This is a genomic window from Streptomyces sp. NPDC000345 (genome assembly GCF_042898825.1).
Taxonomy (GTDB): domain Bacteria; phylum Actinomycetota; class Actinomycetes; order Streptomycetales; family Streptomycetaceae; genus Streptomyces.
On the sequence record NZ_JBIAZE010000020.1, the window covers coordinates 96326 to 115018 of the forward strand.

Here is an 18693-nt window from a genome sequence, read left to right on the forward strand (position 1 = left end):
GACGGTTCAAGAGGAGACACGTGAGCGGCAAGGGCGCACCGGAACTGTCCGTACGCAATGTGGGTGACCTGCGGGTCGCCGTCATCGCGGCACAGTGGCACGAGAAGGTGATGGACGGTCTGGTGGACGGCGCCCTGCGCGCCCTGCACGACCTGGGCATCGACGAGCCGACCCTGCTGCGGGTCCCCGGCAGCTGGGAGCTCCCGGTCGTCGCCAAGGTCCTCGCGGGCCGCGGCTACGACGCGATCGTGGCCCTCGGCGTCGTCATCCGCGGCGGCACCCCCCACTTCGAGTACGTGTGCCAGGGCGTCACCCAGGGGCTGACCCAGGTGTCGGTCGAGACCGGCGTCCCCGTCGGCTTCGGCGTCCTCACCTGCGACACCGAGGAGCAGGCCCTGGACCGGGCCGGCCTGGAGGGCTCGGGCGAGGACAAGGGGCACGAGGCGGTGACGGCCGCGGTGGCGACCGCCGCCACCCTGCGCTCAGTATCTGAACCCTGGCGGTAGGCCCACCGGCACTACGGCTAGGGTGGGCAGCACCATGTCCAAGAAGACGTTCGAGGAGCTCTTCACCGAGCTCCAGCAGAAGGCCGCCACCGGCGACCCCGCCACTTCCCGCACCGCCGAACTGGTCGGGAAGGGCGTCCATGCCATCGGCAAGAAGGTCGTCGAAGAGGCCGCCGAGGTCTGGATGGCCGCAGAGTACGAGGGCAAGGAGGCGGCCGCCGAGGAGATCTCGCAGCTGCTCTACCACGTCCAGGTGATGATGGTCGCGCGCGGAATCTCGCTCGACGACGTGTACGCCCACCTGTAGAACCCCGTCCCAGACACCACCCCTCATCACGCAAAGGAAGCCGACCTCATGCTGCGCATCGCCGTCCCCAACAAGGGTTCCCTGTCAGGCCCTGCGGCGGACATGCTGCATGAGGCCGGCTACCAGCAGCGGCGCGAGTCCAAGGAACTGCGGATCGTCGACCCGGAGAACGAGGTCGAGTTCTTCTACCTCCGCCCCCGCGACATCGCGATCTACGTCTCCTCCGGCCGCCTCGACATCGGCATCACCGGCCGCGACCTGCTGATCGACTCGGGCGCCGACGCCGAGGAGATCCTGCCGCTCGGCTTCGCCCGCTCCACCTTCCGCTTCGCCTCCAAGCCGGGCACCGCCCACACCCTCGAGGACCTCAAGGGCCGGACCGTCGCCACCTCCTACGAGGGCATCGTCGCCAAGCACCTCGCCGAGCAGGGCGTCGACGCCTCCGTCGTGCACCTCGACGGCGCCGTCGAGACCGCCATCGAGCTGGGCGTCGCCGAGGTCATCGCCGACGTCGTCGAGACCGGCACCTCGCTGCGCAACGCCGGCCTGGAGGTCTTCGGCGACCCCATCATGAAGTCCGAGGCCATCGTGATCCGCCGCACCGGCGCGGACACCGAGGAGTCCGCGGAGCCCAAGGTGCAGCAGTTCCTGCGCCGCCTCCAGGGCGTCCTGGTCGCCCGGACCTACGTGATGATGGACTACGACTGCCGCGTCGAGCAGCTGGAGAAGGCCGTCGCGCTCACCCCGGGCCTGGAGTCGCCGACCGTCTCCCCGCTGCACAACGAGGGCTGGGTCGCCGTCCGTGCCATGGTCCCCGCCAAGGAGGCCCAGCGGATCATGGACGACCTGTACGACATCGGCGCCCGTGCCATCCTGACCACGGCCATCCACGCCTGCCGCCTCTGAGCCCCCGAGACAAGCCCCGAGAGATCCACGCGACGATGTCCGACCTGCCCACCCTTCCCGTCACCTTCCGGCCGGGCCGCACCCGAGCGGTGCTGCTCACGGCCGGGGTGGCGATCTTCCTCGTCATCTCCGGCGTCGCGATGATGCTGGAGAAGCTCGGCCCGGGGGAGCGGCTCAGCTTCGTCGTCACCGGTGGCCTGATCTTCTGGGTCCTGGCCCAGCTCGCCCGGGTGCGGGTCGTCGCCGAAGACTCCGGTGTCACCGTGGTGAACATCGCGAGCCGCCGGCGCCTGGACTGGGCGGAGATCATCCAGGTGAACCTCCGTCCGGGCGACCCCTGGGTGTTCCTCGACCTCACCGACGGCACCAGCCTGCCCGCGCTCGGCATCCAGCCCGGCATCGACAAGCAGCAGGCCATCACGGACGCGCGGACCCTGCGTGCGCTCGCCGAGGCCCGTACCCTGCGGGACCCCGAGACGTCCACAGGGCAAGATCAGGGCTGACTCGGGGCCGTCCACCCTGCCGCTGGACCCCCTGTCTTGATTAATCTGGTGACGGAGGCGTTCCCTTCGTTCCTCCGCCCCTGTCGCGCCCTGCCGGGCGCACAGGGGTTCCTGCTACCCGAGGAGTGACCCTCACCGGCGATGGACGGTTCGTCCTGTAGTACCTGCGCCGCCCCCATCCGACATGGTTCGGAGGCGGCGGCATCATGACCATCCCCCTGCTGCTCCTGGCAGCCGCGTTTGTGCTCATCCTCGCCAACGGCTTCTTCGTCGCCGCCGAGTTCGGCCTCGTCACGGTCGAACGCCCGGACGCGGAGAAGGCCGCCGCCGAGGGCGACAAGCGAGCCCGTACGGTCGTGGAGTCGCTCAAGGAGCTCTCCTTCCAGCTCTCCGGCACCCAGCTCGGCATCACCATCACCTCGCTCGTCGTCGGCATGCTCGCCGAACCGGCGCTCGCGGAGCTGCTGCACACCCCGTTCACCGCGATCGGCATCCCCGAGGGCGCCGTCTCCGGTGTCGCCGTGGTCGTCGGCATGCTGCTGGCGTCCGCCGTCCAGATGGTGGTCGGCGAACTCGTGCCCAAGAACTGGGCGGTGTCCAGGCCCCTTCAGGTCGCGCGCTTCGTCGCCGGCCCGCAGCACGCCTTCTCCCGCCTGTTCCGGCCGGTGATCGCGGGTCTCAACACGGTCGCCAACCGCCTGGTGCGCGCCCTGGGCGTCGAGCCCACCGAGGAGCTGGCCTCCGCCCGCACCCCGGGCGAACTCGTCTCCCTGGCCCGCCACTCCGCCCAGGCGGGCGCCCTCGAACAGGACACGGCCGACCTGTTCGTCCGGACCCTGTCCCTGGCCGAGCTGACCGCGCAGCACGTCATGACCCCGCGCGTGAAGGTGAGCGCCCTGCAGTCCTCGGCCACCGCCGAGGACGTGGTCAACCTGACCCGGGCCACCGGCCTGTCCCGTTTCCCCGTCTACCGCGAGAAGATCGACGAGATCGTCGGCATGGCCCACCTCAAGGACGCCCTGGCCGTCCCCGTCCGGGACCGCCTGCGCACCCCGGTCGCCCGTATCGCCCGTCCGGCGCTGCTGGTCCCCGAGACGCTGCCCGTCCAGCCCCTGCTGGCCCGGCTGCGCAGCGAACAGCCCATCGCCGTCGTCGTCGACGAGTACGGCGGCACGGCCGGTGTGATCACCCTGGAGGACATCGTCGAGGAGATCGTCGGCGAGGTCCGCGACGAGCACGACGGCCAGGACACCCCCGAACTGGCCGCCGCCCCGCCCGAGGAGGGCAGGCCCGCCTGGGACGTCGACGGCAGCTGCCGGGTCGACACCCTGCGCCGGATAGGACTGGAGGCGCCCGAGGGGCCGTACGAGACGGTCGCCGGCCTCGTCGCCGACCTGCTCGGCCGCATCCCCGCCGTCGGCGACCGGGCGGAACTGCCCGGCTGGCGGCTGTCGGTGCGCCGGGTCGGCCACTACCGTGCCGAGCGCGTCCGGCTGGTGCGGACCGGCCAGGTCGTGGAGGTCACCCGGTGAGTGTCCTCCAACTCGTCTTCGCCGCCCTGCTCGTGCTGGCGAACGGCTTCTTCGTGGGCGCCGAGTTCGCCCTCGTCTCCGTCCGCCGCAGCCAGATCGAGCCCCTGGGCACCGCACGCGCCCGCCAGGTCCTCTACGGCCTGGAGCGCCTGCCGCAGATGATGGCCGCCGCCCAGTTCGGCATCACCGTCTGCTCCCTCACCCTGGGCGCGGTCGCCGAACCGACCGTCGCCCAGCTGCTGGAACCGCTCTTCGAGTGGATCCACCTCCCGCACGGCATGATCCATCCCCTGGGCTATGTCATAGCCCTGGCCGCGGTGGTCTTCTTCCACCTCGTCATCGGCGAGATGGTCCCGAAGAACCTCGCCATGGCGGCCCCGGAGAAGGCCGCGCTGTGGCTCAGCCCCGGCCTGGTCGCCTTCGCCCGGCTGTGCCGGCCCATCACCGTCGGCCTCGGCGCCTGCGCCCGGGGCATCCTGCGGCTCTTCCGGGTCGAGCCCAAGGACGAGGTCGAGGCCGTGGTCACCAGCGAGCAGCTCAACCGCCTGCTGGAGGACTCCGGCCAGGCGGGCCTGCTCGACCCCGAGGAACAGGAGCGTCTGGAGGACGCCCTGGAACTGGGCTCCCGCCCGGTGACGGACGTCCTGCTGAAGCGCGAGTCGCTGGTCACGGTCAGCCCCTCGGTCACCCCCGGCGAGATCGTCGAGCTCACCGCCCGCACCGGCTACTCCCGCTTTCCCGTGGCCGCGGAGAACGGCGCCTTCATGGGCTATCTGCATGTGAAGGACGTCCTCGACGTGGAGGACTCCGAACGGGCGGTACCCCAGCAGGTGTGGCGCCCGATGACGACCCTGCGCTCCGACCTCCCCCTGGACGACGCCCTGACGGTGATGCGCCGCGCGGCCACCCACCTGGCCCAGGTCGCGGACGCCTCCGGCAAGGTCCTGGGCCTGGTCGCCCTGGAGGACGTCCTGGAACTCCTGGTCGGCGAGGTCACCGACCCGGCCCACCGGGAGGTCCCGGAGGTCCGGCTGACGGAACCGAGGGTGAGCGGGGAACCGGAGGAGGCCATGGCCGGCTAGGGAAGGCGCGGTGCCGCCGCGGTGTCCGTAGCCGCGGGCAGCCGTGCCGCCCCGGCGGCACGGGTGGGCGCGGCGGCACCCCGCGAGAGCGGGCGAGTGAACCCCCCCTGAACCCACCCCCGCCCAGCCCGCCCGGGGCGCCTCACATCGCCGACGGATCCTGCGGCCCGCGTCCCGACAGCACCTCTCCGTACGCCTGCATCAGGTCCGGCAGGCGCAGGGTGGACAGGTCGTCCCGGGTCAGCCCGCCCGGATACGTGGACAGCCGCAGATCCCGGTACGCGCAGCTCTTCTCGTACAGGGTCCGCAGGAACCGCCCGTTGCCCAGCTCGTCGATCCATCCCTGGTCGACGACGTGCCCGGCGATCGAACGCAGTTCGTCCAGCGCCTCCTCGTCCCACACGTCGCCGTTCTCCGCGGCGAGCACCTCACCGATGGAGGTGAGTTCGAGGGGGCGGTAGGAGGGGAAGTCGACGCGGGTCGTGAAGCGGGAGGACAGTCCGGGGTTCGCGGCGAGCAACCGGTCCATGCCCTCCGGGTAGCCGGCCAGGATCACCACCAGGTGGTCCCGGTTGTCCTCGGCCCTCTTCAGCAGCACCTGCAGCGCCTCGTCGCCGTACGCGTCACCCTTGCCGTAGCCGGAGTTGGAGAGCGAGTACGCCTCGTCCACGAAGAGGACGCCGCCGAGGGCGGAGTCGATGAGTTCGTTGGCCTTGACCGCCGTCTGGCCCAGATACTCGCCGACGAGGTCGGCCCGCTGGGCCTCCACCAGATGGTCGCCGCCGAGCAGCCCGAGGGCGTAGAAGACGCGGCCGAGGATGCGGGCCACGGTGGTCTTGCCGGTGCCGGAGGGGCCGGAGAAGACGAAGTGCCGTTTGGGCGGCTGGACGGGAAGTCCCTGCCCAGCCCGCAGCCGGGCCATGTTCAGCTGGGCCGACAGCGCCTTGACCTGGCGCTTCACCGGTTCCAGACCCACCATGCGCTCCAGCTCGGCGAGCGCCTCCTCGAGTAAGACGGGGTCGGTGGGCCCGGCCGGCAGCGGCGACGGTCCGACCGTCTTCGCGCGTACGGCGGGGTCGGCGACCGACGCCAGCGGAACCGCCGGCGGCAGGTCGGCGGGCTCGGTGAGCTTCAGGTCCCGGCCCTCGGTGCCGAACAGCGGATCGAGCGCGTCCGGTCCGTCCCCCACGTCCTGTCCCACGCCGCTGAGCGTGATCGCCGCGAGGTCGACGGGATCGTCGTAGCCGTCGCCCTCGGCGATCGCGGCGAGCCGGGCGGAGGTGTCCATGAAGGCGGGGTCGACCCGGTGCACCGCCCGGTACAGGGGGAGCGCGGCGGCCGAGCGGCCGGTGCCCTCGTGGGCCCGGGCCAGCCAGTACCGCAGTTCCTTGCGCTGCGGCTGCTCGCTGCGACAGCGCATCAGGGCGGCGGAGAGGAGCGGCTCGGCCTGGCCGTACATTTCCAGCCGGACCCTCGCCATCCCGCCGAACAGCCCGGCCTCGATCCCGAGGAGCGGGTCGTTCACCAGCGGGTCGGTGTGCCGGACGAGCTGTTCCCAGTCCTTGACCAGGTAGGCGCGGCAGGCGTGCAGAAAGCGGACCTGGTGGTCGGTGTCGACGGGCGGGAGTCCGGCGAGCGCCCGGTCCAGCTCGGGCACGTGCCGGCCGTCCAGCCAGTGCGAGGCGTGCGCGAGCAGCAGGTCGCGCGGGCTCTCGAGCACGGGCTGCACCCACCAGCCCAGCCAGTACCAGGAGTTGAGCGTACGGCGATGCCGGGCGCGCTGTTCGCCGAAGCGGTCCCGGTGCCGGAACATCCGCAGCAGCGCGGTCGTCGTGTCCACGCGCAGCGCGTGCAGTCCCAGCCAGCCGTCGGCCATCCCGGGATCGATCCGTACCGCGGTGCGGAACTCCTCTTCCGCCTGCGGATACGCGCCCATGGTGTAGGCGTCCACGCCTCGTAGCCAGGCGAGGTCGGCCGGAGCCTCGGGGCCCCGCGTGCCGAAGTCCATCACGTCCCCCACAAACCGTGCCCCCGTCGGTTTGCCACCGGGCCGTCGCCCGCCGGCTGCCTTGGTCGAACCGCTGTGCCGCGGACCGGAGTTGCAAGGTGCGCGAAGCAGCTGTCCGTAGGTCGCACCGAGGGCATCGTACCTGCGGAAGCAGTGCCCGCCGAAGGGTGCCGCACAGGCCGTTCGACGAGGTGGGAGCGGATGGGGCGCATCCCGGACGGTGACCCTCGGTGAGCGACCGGCACCACGGAGCGTCCACACATCGGGGGCGCGGAGCGGGGGAGGGCAGAACGAAGCCCCCGATCACGGGGGAACAACCGGGGGCTTCGCGACTGGGGGCGGCCGCGATGGCCGCACATGGGAAACGTAAGTCCTGTCCCGGCCGTCGGTCAAGCGAAGTTGAGGCACTTGGCGAAGTTCGAGCGCAGGGCTCTTCACACGTTCACCACAGTGCGGGTGGTCCCTCACGGTGGGTGACATCCGGGTGTCCGCCGGACTCACCCAGGGGCCCCGGCAGTACCTCGTATCCCTCGCTCAACTCCCTTACCAGCAGCCCGGCATGGGGTCTCGACGGGTCCTCCGCGAAGTGCCGTTCCTCCGCCCGGACCCAGCCGTCCCAGAACTCCCGCTGCTCCTCCCCGTCCCGGGACCGGCCGCGCGCCCAGGCCTCCTCGCGCGGCGTCTCCAGCCACAGCAGACAGGCCAGGTGCGGCCGCAGGGCGCGGCGGCCCGCGCCGACCCCCTCGATCAGGACGACGGGGGCCGCGGGCAGGGGCCGGGGCGGGCCGAAGCGGCGCTCACGCCAGTCGTAGGGGGCGTAGTGCGCGCTCTCGCCGCGGCGCAACGGCTCGATCACTTCGGTCAGCAGCCGCCCGGTCCACGCGAACAGTTCCTCGTGGCTGGCGATGTCGTCGAGGTGCAGCACCGGCGCACCGCCGAGCGCCCCGGCCAGCCGGCCGGCGAACGTGGACTTGCCCGAGCCCGCGTGTCCGTCGATCCCGATCAGACGGACCGGGCCACAGGACGGGGGGAGACGGCGGAGCCGGGAGGCGAGCTGGTGGATGACGGGTCCTGGAGGCGGGTGCGGGGGCGGGTTCTCGTGGTGGCGGAAGAACGGGGGTGCGCGGCGCGAAAGTCTAGTGGGACACCCCGTGCGACACGAAAGGCACCGTTGGGGAGGGAGATGCTGGTGAGCGGGGCCGCCTGCGTCCATAGTGGGCGCACAGCCGAGCACCGGACACCCTGGGGGTCCTTCCGCCCATGAGCAGCGCCGACCAGTCCTCCCGCGGAGTCGAACAGCCGTCCCGCAGAGCGCTCCTCGCCGTGACCGTCGCCGCCGCGCTCGCCGGCGGCGCGTCCCCGGCGACGGCCACCGCCGCCGGGGACGCCGGCGAGAGCCCGGACGCCGGGTCCGCCCCCGCCCGGCCCGTCGACCACCGCGCCTGGTTCACGTACGCCGACTGGACGGGCGGCACCGCCCGGGGCACCCGCGCCGTGGCGGCCACCCGGCCGGGCCTGGTCCTCGGCACGCCGCTCGGCACCGTCGACTACGCCGACCCGCACACCAGGACCACGGCCCGCTGGGAGTACGCCACCTGGACCTCCCCCGTCCACCGGCTCACCGTTCCCGCCACCGAGGTGATCGCCTCCTGGAACGCGAAGACCCCGGCCGGCACCTGGCTCCAGACCGAACTGAAGGCCACCTACTCCGACGGCACGGACACCCCCTGGTACGTCATGGGCCGCTGGGCGTCGGGCGACCAGGACATCAAGCGGACCTCGGTCGACGGCCAGAGCGACGGCAGGAGCACCGTCCAGACCGACACCCTCGCGATCGACGACGCCGCGGCGGGCCCGCGCCTCGCCTCGTACCGGATCCGGCTGACCCTGTACCGCCGTCCCGGCACGACGCTCACCCCGACCGTGTGGCGGCTGGGCGTGACGGGATCCGGCATCCCGGACCGCTTCACCGTCCCGGCCTCGGTACCGGGCCTCGCGCGCGAACTGGCCGTGCCGCGCTACTCGCAGGAGATCCACAAGGGCCAGTACCCGGAGTACGACAACGGCGGCGAGGCCTGGTGCAGCCCGACCTCCTCACAGATGGTCATCGAGTACTGGGGCGGCCGGCTGACCGCCGGGCAGCTCGCCTGGGTGGACCCGTCCTACGCGGACCCGCAGGTGTGCCACGCGGCCCGCCACACGTACGACCACCAGTACCGCGGCTGCGGCAACTGGCCGTTCAACGCCGCCTACGCGGCCACCTTCAAGGACCTGCAGGGTGTGGTCACCCGGCTCACCTCCCTCACCGACCTGGAGACCCTGATCGCGGCCGGCATCCCGGCCGTGACGTCCCAGTCCTTCCTCAAGGAGGAGCTCACGGGGGCGGGTTACGGCACCGCGGGACACCTGATGACCGTGATCGGCTTCACGGCCGGTGGCGACGTGATCGCCAACGACCCGTACGCGGTGGACGACGCCTCGGTCCGGCGCGTGTACCGGCGGCGGCAGTTCGAGAACGTCTGGCTCAGGACCCGGCGCACGAACGCCGAGGGCAAGGTCGTCTCCGGGACCGGGGGCGTGTGCTACCTCTACTTCCCGGTCTGTCCCGGCGCGCTCCAGCGGGCGGCGCTGACGTCGGTGGGCGTGCGCGTGTGAGCAAGGTCTCGGCCGCAAAAGCCCTGGCCGGTGGCAAAGTGGGCGGAAAGGTCCGCCTGCCCGCCGCGCGCCCCGTGCCCGCCCGACCTCAGCGAGACATCATGACCGCACACGCAGCCACCGCCACCCGTGCCCGCACCGGCGGCCCCCGGGACGACGGCCCGAAGATCGCCGAGCATGTTCTGGGCTGGGTCCTCGTCGCCGTCGTCGCGATGTTCGTGACACAGCTGGGACTGATGTGACCCCTGCTGCACCTGTTGCTGACGTGACCTGACCCTCGGTTCGACCTGACATACTGACGTCGTCCCGCAGACCGACGGAGACCAGGGTCGAATTGAATATCAGCCAACAGCGCGACGCCGCCCGTCCCCGGGCGCGGGGAACCGAGCGCTCACTGGCGCGACGCGCCGAACTCATCACCATCGGGCGCAGGTTGTTCGCCGACACGTCCTACGACGCGCTCTCGATGGACGACATCGCCCGGCAGGCGCACGTCGCCAAGGGGCTGATCTACTACTACTTCCAGTCCAAGCGCGGCTACTACCTGGCCATCGTCCAGGACTCCGTCGCCGACCTGGTCTCCTTCGCGGCGAGCGGTCTCGAACTGCCCCAGGTCGACCGGGTCCAGCGCACCATCGACGGCTATCTGCGCTACGCCGAGCACAACCAGGCCGCCTTCCGCACGATCGTCAGCGGGGGCGTCGGCTTCGACACCGAGGTGCACGCCATCCGGGACGGGGTCCGCGCGGCGATCGTCGCGACCCTCGCCGAGGGCGCCTACGGCGACAGCGACATCCCGCCGCTGCCCCGCATGGCCCTGCTCTCCTGGGTGTGCAGCGTCGAAGGGGCCACCCTCGACTGGATCGACCGCCCCGAGCTCTCCCGCGAGGTCATGTGCGACCTGCTGGTGAAGACCCTGGGCGGCGCCCTGCGCGCCATCGAGGAGATCGACCCCGCCTTCCCGGCGCCCAGGCCGGCCCGCCGGGACTGAGCACCCGCGAGGGGCGAGGGGCCGTGGTCCCCCGCCCCGGTCACCGGGCGGCCCGCTCGGTGGCTCGCGTCAGCCGATCGCGTCGATCAGCTCACCGTCCGCCGTGTCCCCGCTCAGCTCCCAGAAGAACGTGCCGCCCAGGTGCTGGGCGTCCTTGTACTTCATCTTCCCCCTGATGGTCTTCGGGGTGTCGTAACTCCACCAGTCGCTGCCGCACTTGGCGTACGCGGTGCCGCCGACCGTGCCGGTCGCCGGGCATGTGTCCTTGAGGACCTTGTAGTCCTCGTTGCCGTCCTCCCACGTCCCGGCCGCGGGCCCGGTGGCCGTGCCGCCCGGCTTCGCCTGGGTGACACCGGTCCAGCCGCGCCCGTAGAAGCCGATGCCGAGCAGCAGCTTCCGGGACGGGATGCCCAGGCTCCTGAGCTTGGCGATCGTGGTGGCGGTGTCGTAGCCCTTCGTCGGAATCCCGGGGTAGGAGTGCAGCGGCGAGTGCGGGGCCGTGGGGCCGGTGGCCGCCCAGGCGCCGAAGTAGTCGTACGTCATCGGGTTGTACCAGTCGACGTACCGGGCCGCGCCCGCGTAGTCCGCCGCCTCGATCCTGCCGCCGCCCGTGGCGTCCGCCGTGATGGCCGCCGTGATCAGCTCGCGCTTGCCGAACTTCTCGCGCAGGGCCTTCATGACGTCCCGGAACGCCTCGCGGCCGCTGGTGTCGCAGGTGAGGCCGCAGGCGTTGGGGTATTCCCAGTCGATGTCGATGCCGTCGAAGACGTCCGCCCACCGGGAGTTCTCGACCAGGTCGTAGCAGGACCGGGCGAAGGCCGCCGGGTCCTTGGCCGCCTCACCGAAGCCGCCCGACCAGCTCCAGCCGCCGAACGACCAGAGGACCTTGAGGTTCGGGTGCAGCTTCTTCAGCTCGCGCAGCTGGTTGAAGTTGCCGCTGAGAGGCTGGTCGGCGGTGTCGGCGACGCCGTCCACGGACTCCTCGGCGGTGAACGGCTTGTCGGTGTCCGCCCAGGAGTCACCGAGGGCGCACTTGCCGTCGGTGACGTTGCCGAAGGCGTAGTTGATGTGGGTGAGCTTGTCCGCGGAGCCGGACGTCTCGATGTTCTTGACGTAGTACTGGCGGCCGTAGATGCCCCAGTCGGTGAAGTAGCCCACGACCTTGGAGCCGGCGCTCGTCCCGGCCGGACCGGGCTCGCCGGCGGTGGCGGTGCCCGCGCCGGCGAGCAGGGCGGCGCCGAGGGCGGCGCAGCAGCCGGCGGACAGGAGCGTCCGGAACCGGGTGCGGGGGTGGAGCGGGGTGTGCATCGGGTGTCTCCTCGCAGGGACAGGGAGGGGATCGCACGCCGATCGGCATGAACGCGGGGAGGCGTTGGACCGAAACGGTAGGAGGACTAGACCAGTTCGGTCAATGGTTTGGACCAATCCCGCGGGTGCTCGGCCGTGCGGCGAAGGCGTCCCGCGGGCATACTCACAGCGCGAAGCCGCTGGTCGGCCACTGAGGAGGCGCCCCATGCCCGAGCGCACGCCGGCGCCGGTGGAACGGGCCCTGCCCACGGACGAGGCCCGGGAACTCCTGGCGCTCGTCCGTGACATCGCCCGGCGCGAGATCGCCCCGACGGCCGCCGAGGAGGAGGACGCGGGGCACTTCCCGCGCGAGCTGTTCACCCTTCTGTCCGTGTCGGGGCTGCTCGGTCTGCCGTACGGCTCCCGGTACGGCGGCGGCGACCAGCCCTACGAGGTCTACCTCCAGGTGCTGGAGGAACTCGCCGCCGTCCGGCTCACCGTCGGGCTCGGTGTCAGCGTCCACACCCTGGCGACCTACCCGCTCGCCGCCCACGGCACCGAGGAGCAGCGGGCCGCGCATCTGCCGGGCATGCTCGGCGGCGGGCTGCTCGGCGCTTACTGCCTGTCCGAACCGTCCTCCGGCTCGGACGCCGCCGCGCTGCGCACCAGGGCCGTGCGGGACGGGGAGGAGTGGGTGATCAGCGGCACCAAGGCCTGGACCACCCACGGCGGGATCGCCGACTTCTACACCGTCATGGCGCGCACCGGCGGCGAGGGCGCGGGCGGGATCACCGTGTTCCTGGTGCCCGGCGACGCCGACGGCCTCGCCGCCGCGCCCCCGGAGAGGAAGATGGGGCTGAAGGGCTCACCCACGGCCCAGCTCCACTTCGACGGCGTACGGATCCCCGACGCGCGCCGCCTCGGCGACGAGGGGCAGGGTTTCGCGATCGCCCTGGCCGCGCTGGACTCCGGGCGGCTCGGTATCGCCGCCTGCGCGGTCGGCCTCGCCCAGGCGGCCCTGGACGAGGCGGTCGCCTACGCGGCCCGGCGACGGCAGTTCGGGCGGCGCCTCGCGGACTTCCAAGGGCTGCGTTTCCTGCTCGCCGACATGGCGACCCGGGTCGAGTCGGGCCGCGCCCTGTATCTGGCGGCGGCGCGGCTGCGGGACGCCGGCCGCCCGTTCGCCCGGCAGGCGGCGATGGCGAAACTCCACTGCACCGACGCCGCGATGCAGGTCACCACCGACGCCGTCCAGGTGCTCGGCGGATACGGCTACACCGCCGACTTCCCCGTCGAGCGCTATCTGCGCGAGGCCAAGGCCCTGCAGATCGTCGAGGGCACGAACCAGATCCAGCGGATGGTCATCGCCCGTCATCTGCTGGGGCCGACTCACTGAACTGCCCGGGCCGCACCTGCGGCGCCGCCAGCCGCACCCACTCCGGGTCGTGTCGCCCCGGCAGGGTGCGGCCACGGTCCGCCCATGTGCTGATCAGTTCCCGGTAGATGGGCGGGTCCGGCGGGGGCGGCGCGGCCGGAGCGGTCCGGGGAACCGATTCTGCGCCTCTGTGTTCCGTGCCTCCGGCATCCGCGCCGCCCGCCTCCGCGGGGGCGGCGACGAGGAGCCGGCGGTGGCGTCGGCGCACCGCGGTGTACGTAGGGGCCATACCGGGGCAACGCGGGGGCGGGACGCCAGGTCACGGCTCACCCCGTCGAGCGTGTGTTCGCACAGGCCCCGGCCCGGTTTCGGCCGGTCCGTATCCGGCCGCCGCCGCCCCGGCTGACGTATCGTCAAATTTCGGGCGGCCGGGCGTACTTCCGTGAGGTGAGTGTCCCGGCCGGTCCCGGACGCACTGATCCTGCACCATGGCGGCCTGCGAGCCATGGTGCAGGGCAGCTACAGGGAAACGGGCTCCGGAAGCCGAGCGACGAGGCTCAGGCGGCCTGGCGCCGCATCGCCGGTACGCGCATCGGGCGTGAGCCCGGGCCGCCGACGTGCGAGAAGGGCTGCATGCGCCAGTCGAGCCCCTGAGGAAGCGTCAGCAGGAGGGCGGTGTCCTGCTCCTGGGGCGCGCAGGACTCGTCCGCCGGCCGGGCCTCGGACGCCGTACGTCCCGTGCCGGCGCAGACCGTGAGCCCGAACGGGTTCCACGGCGAGGCGCACAGCGCGTGCTCCGGCAGGACCTCCTCGTCCGCCAGCAGCGCGATGGGCTGCGCGCAGTCCGGGCAGATGACCCGGTACATCTCGAAGGTGTCGTACGCGTCGAACTCGTCGGCGGCCTCGGGATCGTCGGGTTCGACGCCCTCCGGCTCGGGCTCGACGACCGACTGGAGCCGCTTGGGCGCGGTGCGACCAGGGCGCTTAAGACTCTGCATGGGATTCTCCCCCTCGGGCTGGGCCGTGAAGGCACTGCGGCCTCGACCACAGCAAGCACTTCCCAGCCCGTCTCGGCGGTAATCACGAGGACATCACGAAGCCTTGACGGGGGCTGTGGTCTTCGTCACATGCCACCCGCAGGTGCCTCGCACGCGCCACCGGAACGCTCAGCCGGCTCACAGACGGCTCCCGGCGATTGCGGGACACATCACGAACCGGGTATGACCTGCGCTGCATCGGTATACGAGGAGATCACACGCACTGTAGGTTCTTGCGCCATGGAGGAGCTGGACCGGCAGATCGTGCAGCTGCTCGTCAAGGACGGGCGGATGAGTTACACCGACCTGGGCAAGGCCACGGGCCTGTCCACGTCGGCCGTGCACCAGCGGGTGCGCCGGCTGGAGCAGCGCGGTGTCATCCGGGGCTACGCGGCCGTCGTCGACCCCGAGGCCGTCGGGCTGCCCCTGACCGCCTTCATCTCGGTGAAACCGTTCGACCCCAGCGCCCCCGACGACATCGCCGACCGGCTGGCCGGTGTGCCCGAGATCGAGGCCTGCCACAGCGTCGCCGGGGACGAGAACTACATCCTCAAGGTGCGCGTGGCGACCCCGCACGAGCTGGAGGAGCTGCTGAGCCGGCTGCGGGCGCTCGCGGGGGTGTCGACGCGCACGACCGTCGTCCTGTCGACTCCGTACGAGGCGCGGCCGCCCCGGATCTGACCCCACCTGCGTGCGGGGCGCTCCGCGCGAGGCGCGAGACTGTTCCCCATGAGTGAGCGCACCCCCGAGCCGAAGACCGTCCTGCTCCGCCGCGGAGAGGTCCACAGCCCCGCCGACCCGTTCGCGACCGCGATGGTCGTCGAGCGCGGCCAGGTCGCCTGGGTCGGCTCGGAGGGCGCCGCCGACGCCTTCGCGGAGGGCGTCGACGAGGTGGTCGACCTGGACGGCGCCCTCGTCACCCCGGCGTTCACCGACGCCCACGTCCACACCACGGCCACCGGCCTCGCCCTGACCGGCCTCGACCTCTCGGCCGCCCCCTCCCTGCCGGCGGCCCTGCACCTCGTACGCGACTTCGCCGCCGCCCGGCCGCAGGACAAGGTGCTGCTCGGGCACGGCTGGGACGCCTCCCGCTGGCCCGAGGGGCGCCCTCCCCGGCGGAACGAACTGGACGAGGCCACCGGCGGCCGGCCGCTCTACCTCAGCCGCATCGACGTCCACTCGGCCGTGGTCACCACCGCCCTGCTGGAACTGGCACCCCGGGCCCGCACCGAGCCCGGCTTCCAGGACGGGGAGCCGCTCACCCGCGACGCCCACCACACCGTACGCGCCGCCGCGTTCGCAGCCGTGACGCCCGCACAGCGCGCCGAGGCCCAGCGGGCCGCCCTCGCGCACGCAGCCTCGCTCGGCATCGGCTCAGTCCATGAGTGCGCCGGCCCCGCGATCTCCTCCGAGGACGACTTCACGGACCTGCTGCGGCTCGCCGCCGAGGAGACGGGCCCGCGGGTCGTCGGCTACTGGGCCGAGCGCGACGTCGACAAGGCCCGGGAGCTGGGCGCGCTCGGCGCCGCCGGGGACCTGTTCGTCGACGGGGCCCTCGGCTCCCACACCGCCTGTCTGCGCACCCCCTACACCGACGCGGCCCACACCGGCATCGCCTACCTCACCGCCGCCGACGTCGCCGCGCACGTGGCCGCCTGCACCGAGGCGGGCCTCCAGGCGGGCTTCCACGCGATCGGCGACGCCGCCGTGACCGCCGTGGTCGAGGGCGTGCGGGCCGCGGCGGAGAAGACCGGCCAGGCCCGCGTCCGCGCCGCCCGTCACCGCGTCGAGCACGCCGAGATGATGACGCCCGAGACCATCGCGGCCTTCGCCGAACTGGGCCTGACCGCCTCGGTGCAGCCTGCCTTCGACGCCCTGTGGGGCGGCGAGGAGGGCATGTACGCCCAGCGCCTGGGCGCCGAGCGGGCCGCCACCCTGAACCCCTTCGCGGCCCTGCTGCGGGCCGGTGTCCCCCTCGCCTTCGGCTCCGACAGCCCGGTCACCCCCCTCGATCCCTGGGGCACGGTCCGCGCGGCCGCCTTCCACCGCACCCCCGGACACCGCGTCTCCGTCCGCGCCGCCTTCACCGCCCACACCCGCGGCGGCTGGCGGGCGATCGGCCGTGACGACGCGGGCGTGCTGGTGCCGGGCGCACCGGCGGACTACGCGGTCTGGCGCACCGACGAACTGATCGTCCAGGCCCCCGACGACCGGGTCGCCCGCTGGTCCACCGACCCTCGCTCCGGCACCCCCGGGCTGCCCGATCTCACCCCCGGCACCGACCTGCCCGTGTGCCTGCGCACGGTGGTCGCGGGACGGACGGTGTTCGTACGGCCGGGCGAGTGATCTCCGGAGCCGGTGCGGGGAAGATCACCCGTCCGCACGCGGAGGCGCAGCCGGTGCCGTCTCGCCGCTGACCAGGGAATTGACGGAAAACCCGCAGGTCGAACGGCTGTTGACAGCCGACGGCGGGGGGCCGGTAGGTTCGGCCGGGTCCACCACCGGACGCCCCGCCGCAGAACGTCCGCGCACGCGTGGCGGCGCCGCTGGGTCAGGGACGGTGTGCCGCACCGGGGCACCGTCACTGGCAGCCAGGCTCAGCGCCCGCGCCGCAGCGAGTGAACGTTCGGTCCGGCCGGGGAGGTGTGACCCGGGTGGGGCCCGGGCGCTCAGTAGACAACGGCTTTCGGTCGACCCGCAGCCAGCGGGCCCCAGGTCGGCCCGAAGGGCGCCGGGCCCCCATCCGCAGCACGCTTCGGCCCACCCGAGCGGGGTACGTACATACGAGACCAAAAGCTTGTTCTTACCCCGCTCTTGTGGAACCGACACCACCGTTCGAACGTCCTGTCACGTCATCGCAGGCGGTGACCACTATGGTGGTGGCCTGCGTACGGACACGAAGGGGCAGCAGTGAACGACGGCGACGGGACCCTCGCGGCACGGGACCGGGGGAGACAGTTCGGTCCGCTGGGCACGGCCCTGGTGATCATCCCCACCTACAACGAGGCGGAGAACATCAGGAGCATCGTCGGCCGGGTGCGCAAGGCCGTCCCCGAGGCCCACGTCCTCGTGGCCGACGACAACAGCCCCGACGGGACCGGCAAGCTCGCCGACGAACTGGCCGCCGCCGACGACCAGGTCCAGGTGCTGCACCGCAAGGGCAAGGAAGGCCTCGGCGCCGCCTATCTCGCCGGCTTCCACTGGGGCCTGGAGAACGGCTACGGCGTCCTGATCGAGATGGATGCCGACGGCTCCCACCAGCCCGAGGAACTGCCCCGGCTGCTCACCGCGCTCAAGGGCGCCGACCTGGTCCTGGGCTCCCGCTGGGTGCCGGGCGGCCGGGTCGTGAACTGGCCCAAGTCGCGCGAGGTCATCTCCCGGGGCGGCAGTCTCTACTCCCGCCTCGCCCTCGACCTGCCGCTGCGTGACATCACCGGCGGCTACCGCGCCTTCCGCCGGGAGACGCTCGAGGGCCTCGGCCTCGACGAGGTCGCCTCCCAGGGCTACTGCTTCCAGGTCGACCTGGCCCGCCGCGCCGTCAAGGCCGGCTTCCACGTCGTGGAGGTCCCCATCACCTTCGTCGAGCGCGAACTCGGCGACTCCAAGATGAGCCGCGACATCCTCGTCGAGGCGCTGTGGCGGGTCACGGCGTGGGGCGTGGGGGAGCGAGTGGGCAAGATCACCGGCCGGAGCGCGGAGCAGCACCCCGGACGGCCGCAGGCACAGGCGCCCGCCGAGCCCCACGGCAACGGCTGATCGTCCCCTTACGCCGCTCTGAGCCGGGTCCGGGCACACTGGAAGCATGACGACCGGCGCACCGATCCCTTCGTACCCCGCTTCCGCCCCTCCCCCTGCCCGGCCCCGGCGCTCGCGTCTGCGGACGTTCCTGCCGCTGGGGCTCGCCGCGTGGCTGGTCCTGGAGATCTGGCTGCTGACCGCCGTCGCGGGCGCGACGAACGGGCTCGTGGTCTTCCTGCTCCTCGTCGCCGGCGTCGTGCTCGGCTCGGTGGTCGTCAAGCGGGCGGGCCGACGCGCCTTCCGTAATCTGAACGAGGCGCTCCAGCGGGGCGGCTCGCCCTCGCGGGGCTCCGGCAACGGCCTGATGATGCTCGGCGGCCTGCTGCTGATGATCCCGGGCCTGGTTTCCGACGCCGTCGGCCTGCTGTTGCTGCTCCCGCCGGTCCAGAAGGCGGTGAGCCGCTCCGCCGAGCGGACGGTCGAGCGCAAGCTCCGCGAGGCCACCCCCGGCAGCCTGGGCGACGCCTTCCAGCAGGCCCGCATCCACCGGCCGGACGGCAAGGTGGTGCAGGGCGAGGTCATCAGGGACGAACAGCCGTAGCGGTCTCGGCGCCGGTCGGCTGTTTCAGCCCCTCCGGCGTCCGGCCCGCCCCCGCACAGCCCGTCGCCCCGCCCCCGCACAGTCGGTCGCTCAGCACAAAGACCGCGGGCGCCGTACGCATGTCACGTACGGCGCCCGCGGTCATTGGCGTGCGCTGTTAAAGCC

General features: G+C 72.3%; 18 protein-coding genes. 14 read left to right on the forward strand and 4 right to left on the reverse strand.

Translation table 11 applies throughout. The annotated features are described in order from the left end of the window. Positions 1 to 20 precede the first annotated feature (20 nt). The 6 genes from ribH to ACFY30_RS34980 all read left to right on the forward strand — a co-directional run bounded on the left by ribH (position 21) and on the right by ACFY30_RS34980 (position 4836). Positions 21 to 506 carry a 6,7-dimethyl-8-ribityllumazine synthase gene (gene ribH, locus ACFY30_RS34955; protein ID WP_390662375.1) on the forward strand — a complete coding sequence of 162 codons (486 nt, stop codon included), beginning with the start codon at positions 21 to 23 and terminating at the stop codon, positions 504 to 506. A 34-nt stretch (positions 507 to 540) separates the two neighbouring features. Then, complete coding sequence (locus ACFY30_RS34960) at positions 541 to 813, forward strand: phosphoribosyl-ATP diphosphatase (RefSeq protein WP_086760055.1); 273 nt, start codon at positions 541 to 543, stop codon at positions 811 to 813. 48 nt (positions 814 to 861) lie between these two features. After that, a complete protein-coding gene (gene hisG / locus ACFY30_RS34965; protein ID WP_390849160.1) occupies positions 862 to 1719 on the forward strand; it encodes an ATP phosphoribosyltransferase in 858 nt (285 codons plus the stop codon). Between the two features lie 35 nt (positions 1720 to 1754). Further along, on the forward strand, positions 1755 to 2222 hold the full coding sequence (locus ACFY30_RS34970; RefSeq protein WP_390849161.1) for a PH domain-containing protein: 468 nt from the start codon (positions 1755 to 1757) through the stop codon (positions 2220 to 2222). Between the two features lie 206 nt (positions 2223 to 2428). Continuing rightward, the gene (locus tag ACFY30_RS34975) at positions 2429 to 3754 is read left to right on the forward strand and encodes a hemolysin family protein (RefSeq protein WP_390849162.1); all 1326 of its coding nucleotides are present in this window, start codon (positions 2429 to 2431) and stop codon (positions 3752 to 3754) included. Further along, on the forward strand, positions 3751 to 4836 hold the full coding sequence (locus ACFY30_RS34980) for a hemolysin family protein (RefSeq protein WP_390849163.1): 1086 nt from the start codon (positions 3751 to 3753) through the stop codon (positions 4834 to 4836). The genes ACFY30_RS34975 and ACFY30_RS34980 overlap by 4 nt, the downstream gene beginning before the upstream one ends. A gap of 142 nt (positions 4837 to 4978) precedes the next feature. Here ACFY30_RS34980 and ACFY30_RS34985 read toward each other — a convergent pair whose 3' ends face one another. Together ACFY30_RS34985 and ACFY30_RS34990 are read right to left on the reverse strand one after the other, a co-directional pair. Then, positions 4979 to 6844, reverse strand: coding sequence for an AAA family ATPase (locus tag ACFY30_RS34985; protein WP_390849164.1), 1866 nt, complete (start codon positions 6842 to 6844; stop codon positions 4979 to 4981). A gap of 442 nt (positions 6845 to 7286) precedes the next feature. Then, on the reverse strand, positions 7287 to 7907 hold the full coding sequence (locus tag ACFY30_RS34990; RefSeq protein ID WP_390849207.1) for a uridine kinase: 621 nt from the start codon (positions 7905 to 7907) through the stop codon (positions 7287 to 7289). A 197-nt stretch (positions 7908 to 8104) separates the two neighbouring features. Here ACFY30_RS34990 and ACFY30_RS34995 point away from each other — a divergent pair, with 197 nt between their 5' ends. The 3 genes from ACFY30_RS34995 to ACFY30_RS35005 all read left to right on the forward strand — a co-directional run bounded on the left by ACFY30_RS34995 (position 8105) and on the right by ACFY30_RS35005 (position 10490). Next, entirely contained in the window at positions 8105 to 9499 is a 1395-nt protein-coding gene (locus ACFY30_RS34995) for a peptidase C39 family protein (RefSeq protein WP_390849165.1), read from the forward strand. Positions 9500 to 9600: 101 nt separating this feature from the next. Continuing rightward, a complete protein-coding gene (locus ACFY30_RS35000) occupies positions 9601 to 9741 on the forward strand; it encodes an SCO1431 family membrane protein (RefSeq protein WP_390849166.1) in 141 nt (46 codons plus the stop codon). A gap of 92 nt (positions 9742 to 9833) precedes the next feature. Next, entirely contained in the window at positions 9834 to 10490 is a 657-nt protein-coding gene (locus ACFY30_RS35005) for a TetR/AcrR family transcriptional regulator (protein ID WP_390849167.1), read from the forward strand. 69 nt (positions 10491 to 10559) lie between these two features. Here the strand turns inward: ACFY30_RS35005 and ACFY30_RS35010 are convergent, their stop codons facing one another. Continuing rightward, positions 10560 to 11798, reverse strand: coding sequence for a glycoside hydrolase family 18 protein (locus tag ACFY30_RS35010; RefSeq protein WP_390849168.1), 1239 nt, complete (start codon positions 11796 to 11798; stop codon positions 10560 to 10562). Positions 11799 to 12003: 205 nt separating this feature from the next. Between ACFY30_RS35010 and ACFY30_RS35015 the strand changes: the two genes are divergently transcribed. Next, positions 12004 to 13173, forward strand: a complete 1170-nt coding sequence (locus ACFY30_RS35015) for an acyl-CoA dehydrogenase family protein (RefSeq protein ID WP_390849169.1) — start codon at positions 12004 to 12006, stop codon at positions 13171 to 13173. 536 nt (positions 13174 to 13709) lie between these two features. Here the strand turns inward: ACFY30_RS35015 and ACFY30_RS35020 are convergent. After that, positions 13710 to 14150, reverse strand: a complete 441-nt coding sequence (locus tag ACFY30_RS35020) for a hypothetical protein (protein ID WP_390849170.1) — start codon at positions 14148 to 14150, stop codon at positions 13710 to 13712. A 279-nt stretch (positions 14151 to 14429) separates the two neighbouring features. Here ACFY30_RS35020 and ACFY30_RS35025 point away from each other — a divergent pair, with 279 nt between their 5' ends. The 4 genes from ACFY30_RS35025 (at position 14430) to fxsA (ending at position 18528) form a co-directional block, all read left to right on the forward strand. Next, complete coding sequence (locus tag ACFY30_RS35025; protein ID WP_390662387.1) at positions 14430 to 14870, forward strand: Lrp/AsnC family transcriptional regulator; 441 nt, start codon at positions 14430 to 14432, stop codon at positions 14868 to 14870. A 48-nt stretch (positions 14871 to 14918) separates the two neighbouring features. Next, a complete protein-coding gene (locus ACFY30_RS35030; protein ID WP_390849171.1) occupies positions 14919 to 16535 on the forward strand; it encodes an amidohydrolase in 1617 nt (538 codons plus the stop codon). A gap of 564 nt (positions 16536 to 17099) precedes the next feature. Further along, complete coding sequence (locus ACFY30_RS35035; RefSeq protein WP_390849172.1) at positions 17100 to 17945, forward strand: polyprenol monophosphomannose synthase; 846 nt, start codon at positions 17100 to 17102, stop codon at positions 17943 to 17945. A 46-nt stretch (positions 17946 to 17991) separates the two neighbouring features. Further along, a complete protein-coding gene (gene fxsA / locus ACFY30_RS35040) occupies positions 17992 to 18528 on the forward strand; it encodes an FxsA family membrane protein (protein ID WP_390849173.1) in 537 nt (178 codons plus the stop codon). Positions 18529 to 18693 lie beyond the last annotated feature (165 nt).

Coding starts and splice junctions, on each gene's coding strand:
- ACFY30_RS35015 (WP_390849169.1), top strand. CDS start 12,004: ATGCCCGAGCGCACGCCGGCGCCGGTGGAACGGGCCCTGCCCACGGAC.
- ACFY30_RS34970 (WP_390849161.1), top strand. CDS start 1,755: ATGTCCGACCTGCCCACCCTTCCCGTCACCTTCCGGCCGGGCCGCACC.
- ACFY30_RS35010 (WP_390849168.1), bottom strand. CDS start 11,798: ATGCACACCCCGCTCCACCCCCGCACCCGGTTCCGGACGCTCCTGTCC.
- ACFY30_RS34975 (WP_390849162.1), top strand. CDS start 2,429: ATGACCATCCCCCTGCTGCTCCTGGCAGCCGCGTTTGTGCTCATCCTC.
- ACFY30_RS35025 (WP_390662387.1), top strand. CDS start 14,430: ATGGAGGAGCTGGACCGGCAGATCGTGCAGCTGCTCGTCAAGGACGGG.
- ACFY30_RS34985 (WP_390849164.1), bottom strand. CDS start 6,844: ATGGACTTCGGCACGCGGGGCCCCGAGGCTCCGGCCGACCTCGCCTGG.
- ACFY30_RS34960 (WP_086760055.1), top strand. CDS start 541: ATGTCCAAGAAGACGTTCGAGGAGCTCTTCACCGAGCTCCAGCAGAAG.
- ACFY30_RS35030 (WP_390849171.1), top strand. CDS start 14,919: ATGAGTGAGCGCACCCCCGAGCCGAAGACCGTCCTGCTCCGCCGCGGA.
- fxsA (WP_390849173.1), top strand. CDS start 17,992: ATGACGACCGGCGCACCGATCCCTTCGTACCCCGCTTCCGCCCCTCCC.
- hisG (WP_390849160.1), top strand. CDS start 862: ATGCTGCGCATCGCCGTCCCCAACAAGGGTTCCCTGTCAGGCCCTGCG.
- ACFY30_RS35000 (WP_390849166.1), top strand. CDS start 9,601: ATGACCGCACACGCAGCCACCGCCACCCGTGCCCGCACCGGCGGCCCC.
- ACFY30_RS35020 (WP_390849170.1), bottom strand. CDS start 14,150: ATGCAGAGTCTTAAGCGCCCTGGTCGCACCGCGCCCAAGCGGCTCCAG.
- ACFY30_RS34995 (WP_390849165.1), top strand. CDS start 8,105: ATGAGCAGCGCCGACCAGTCCTCCCGCGGAGTCGAACAGCCGTCCCGC.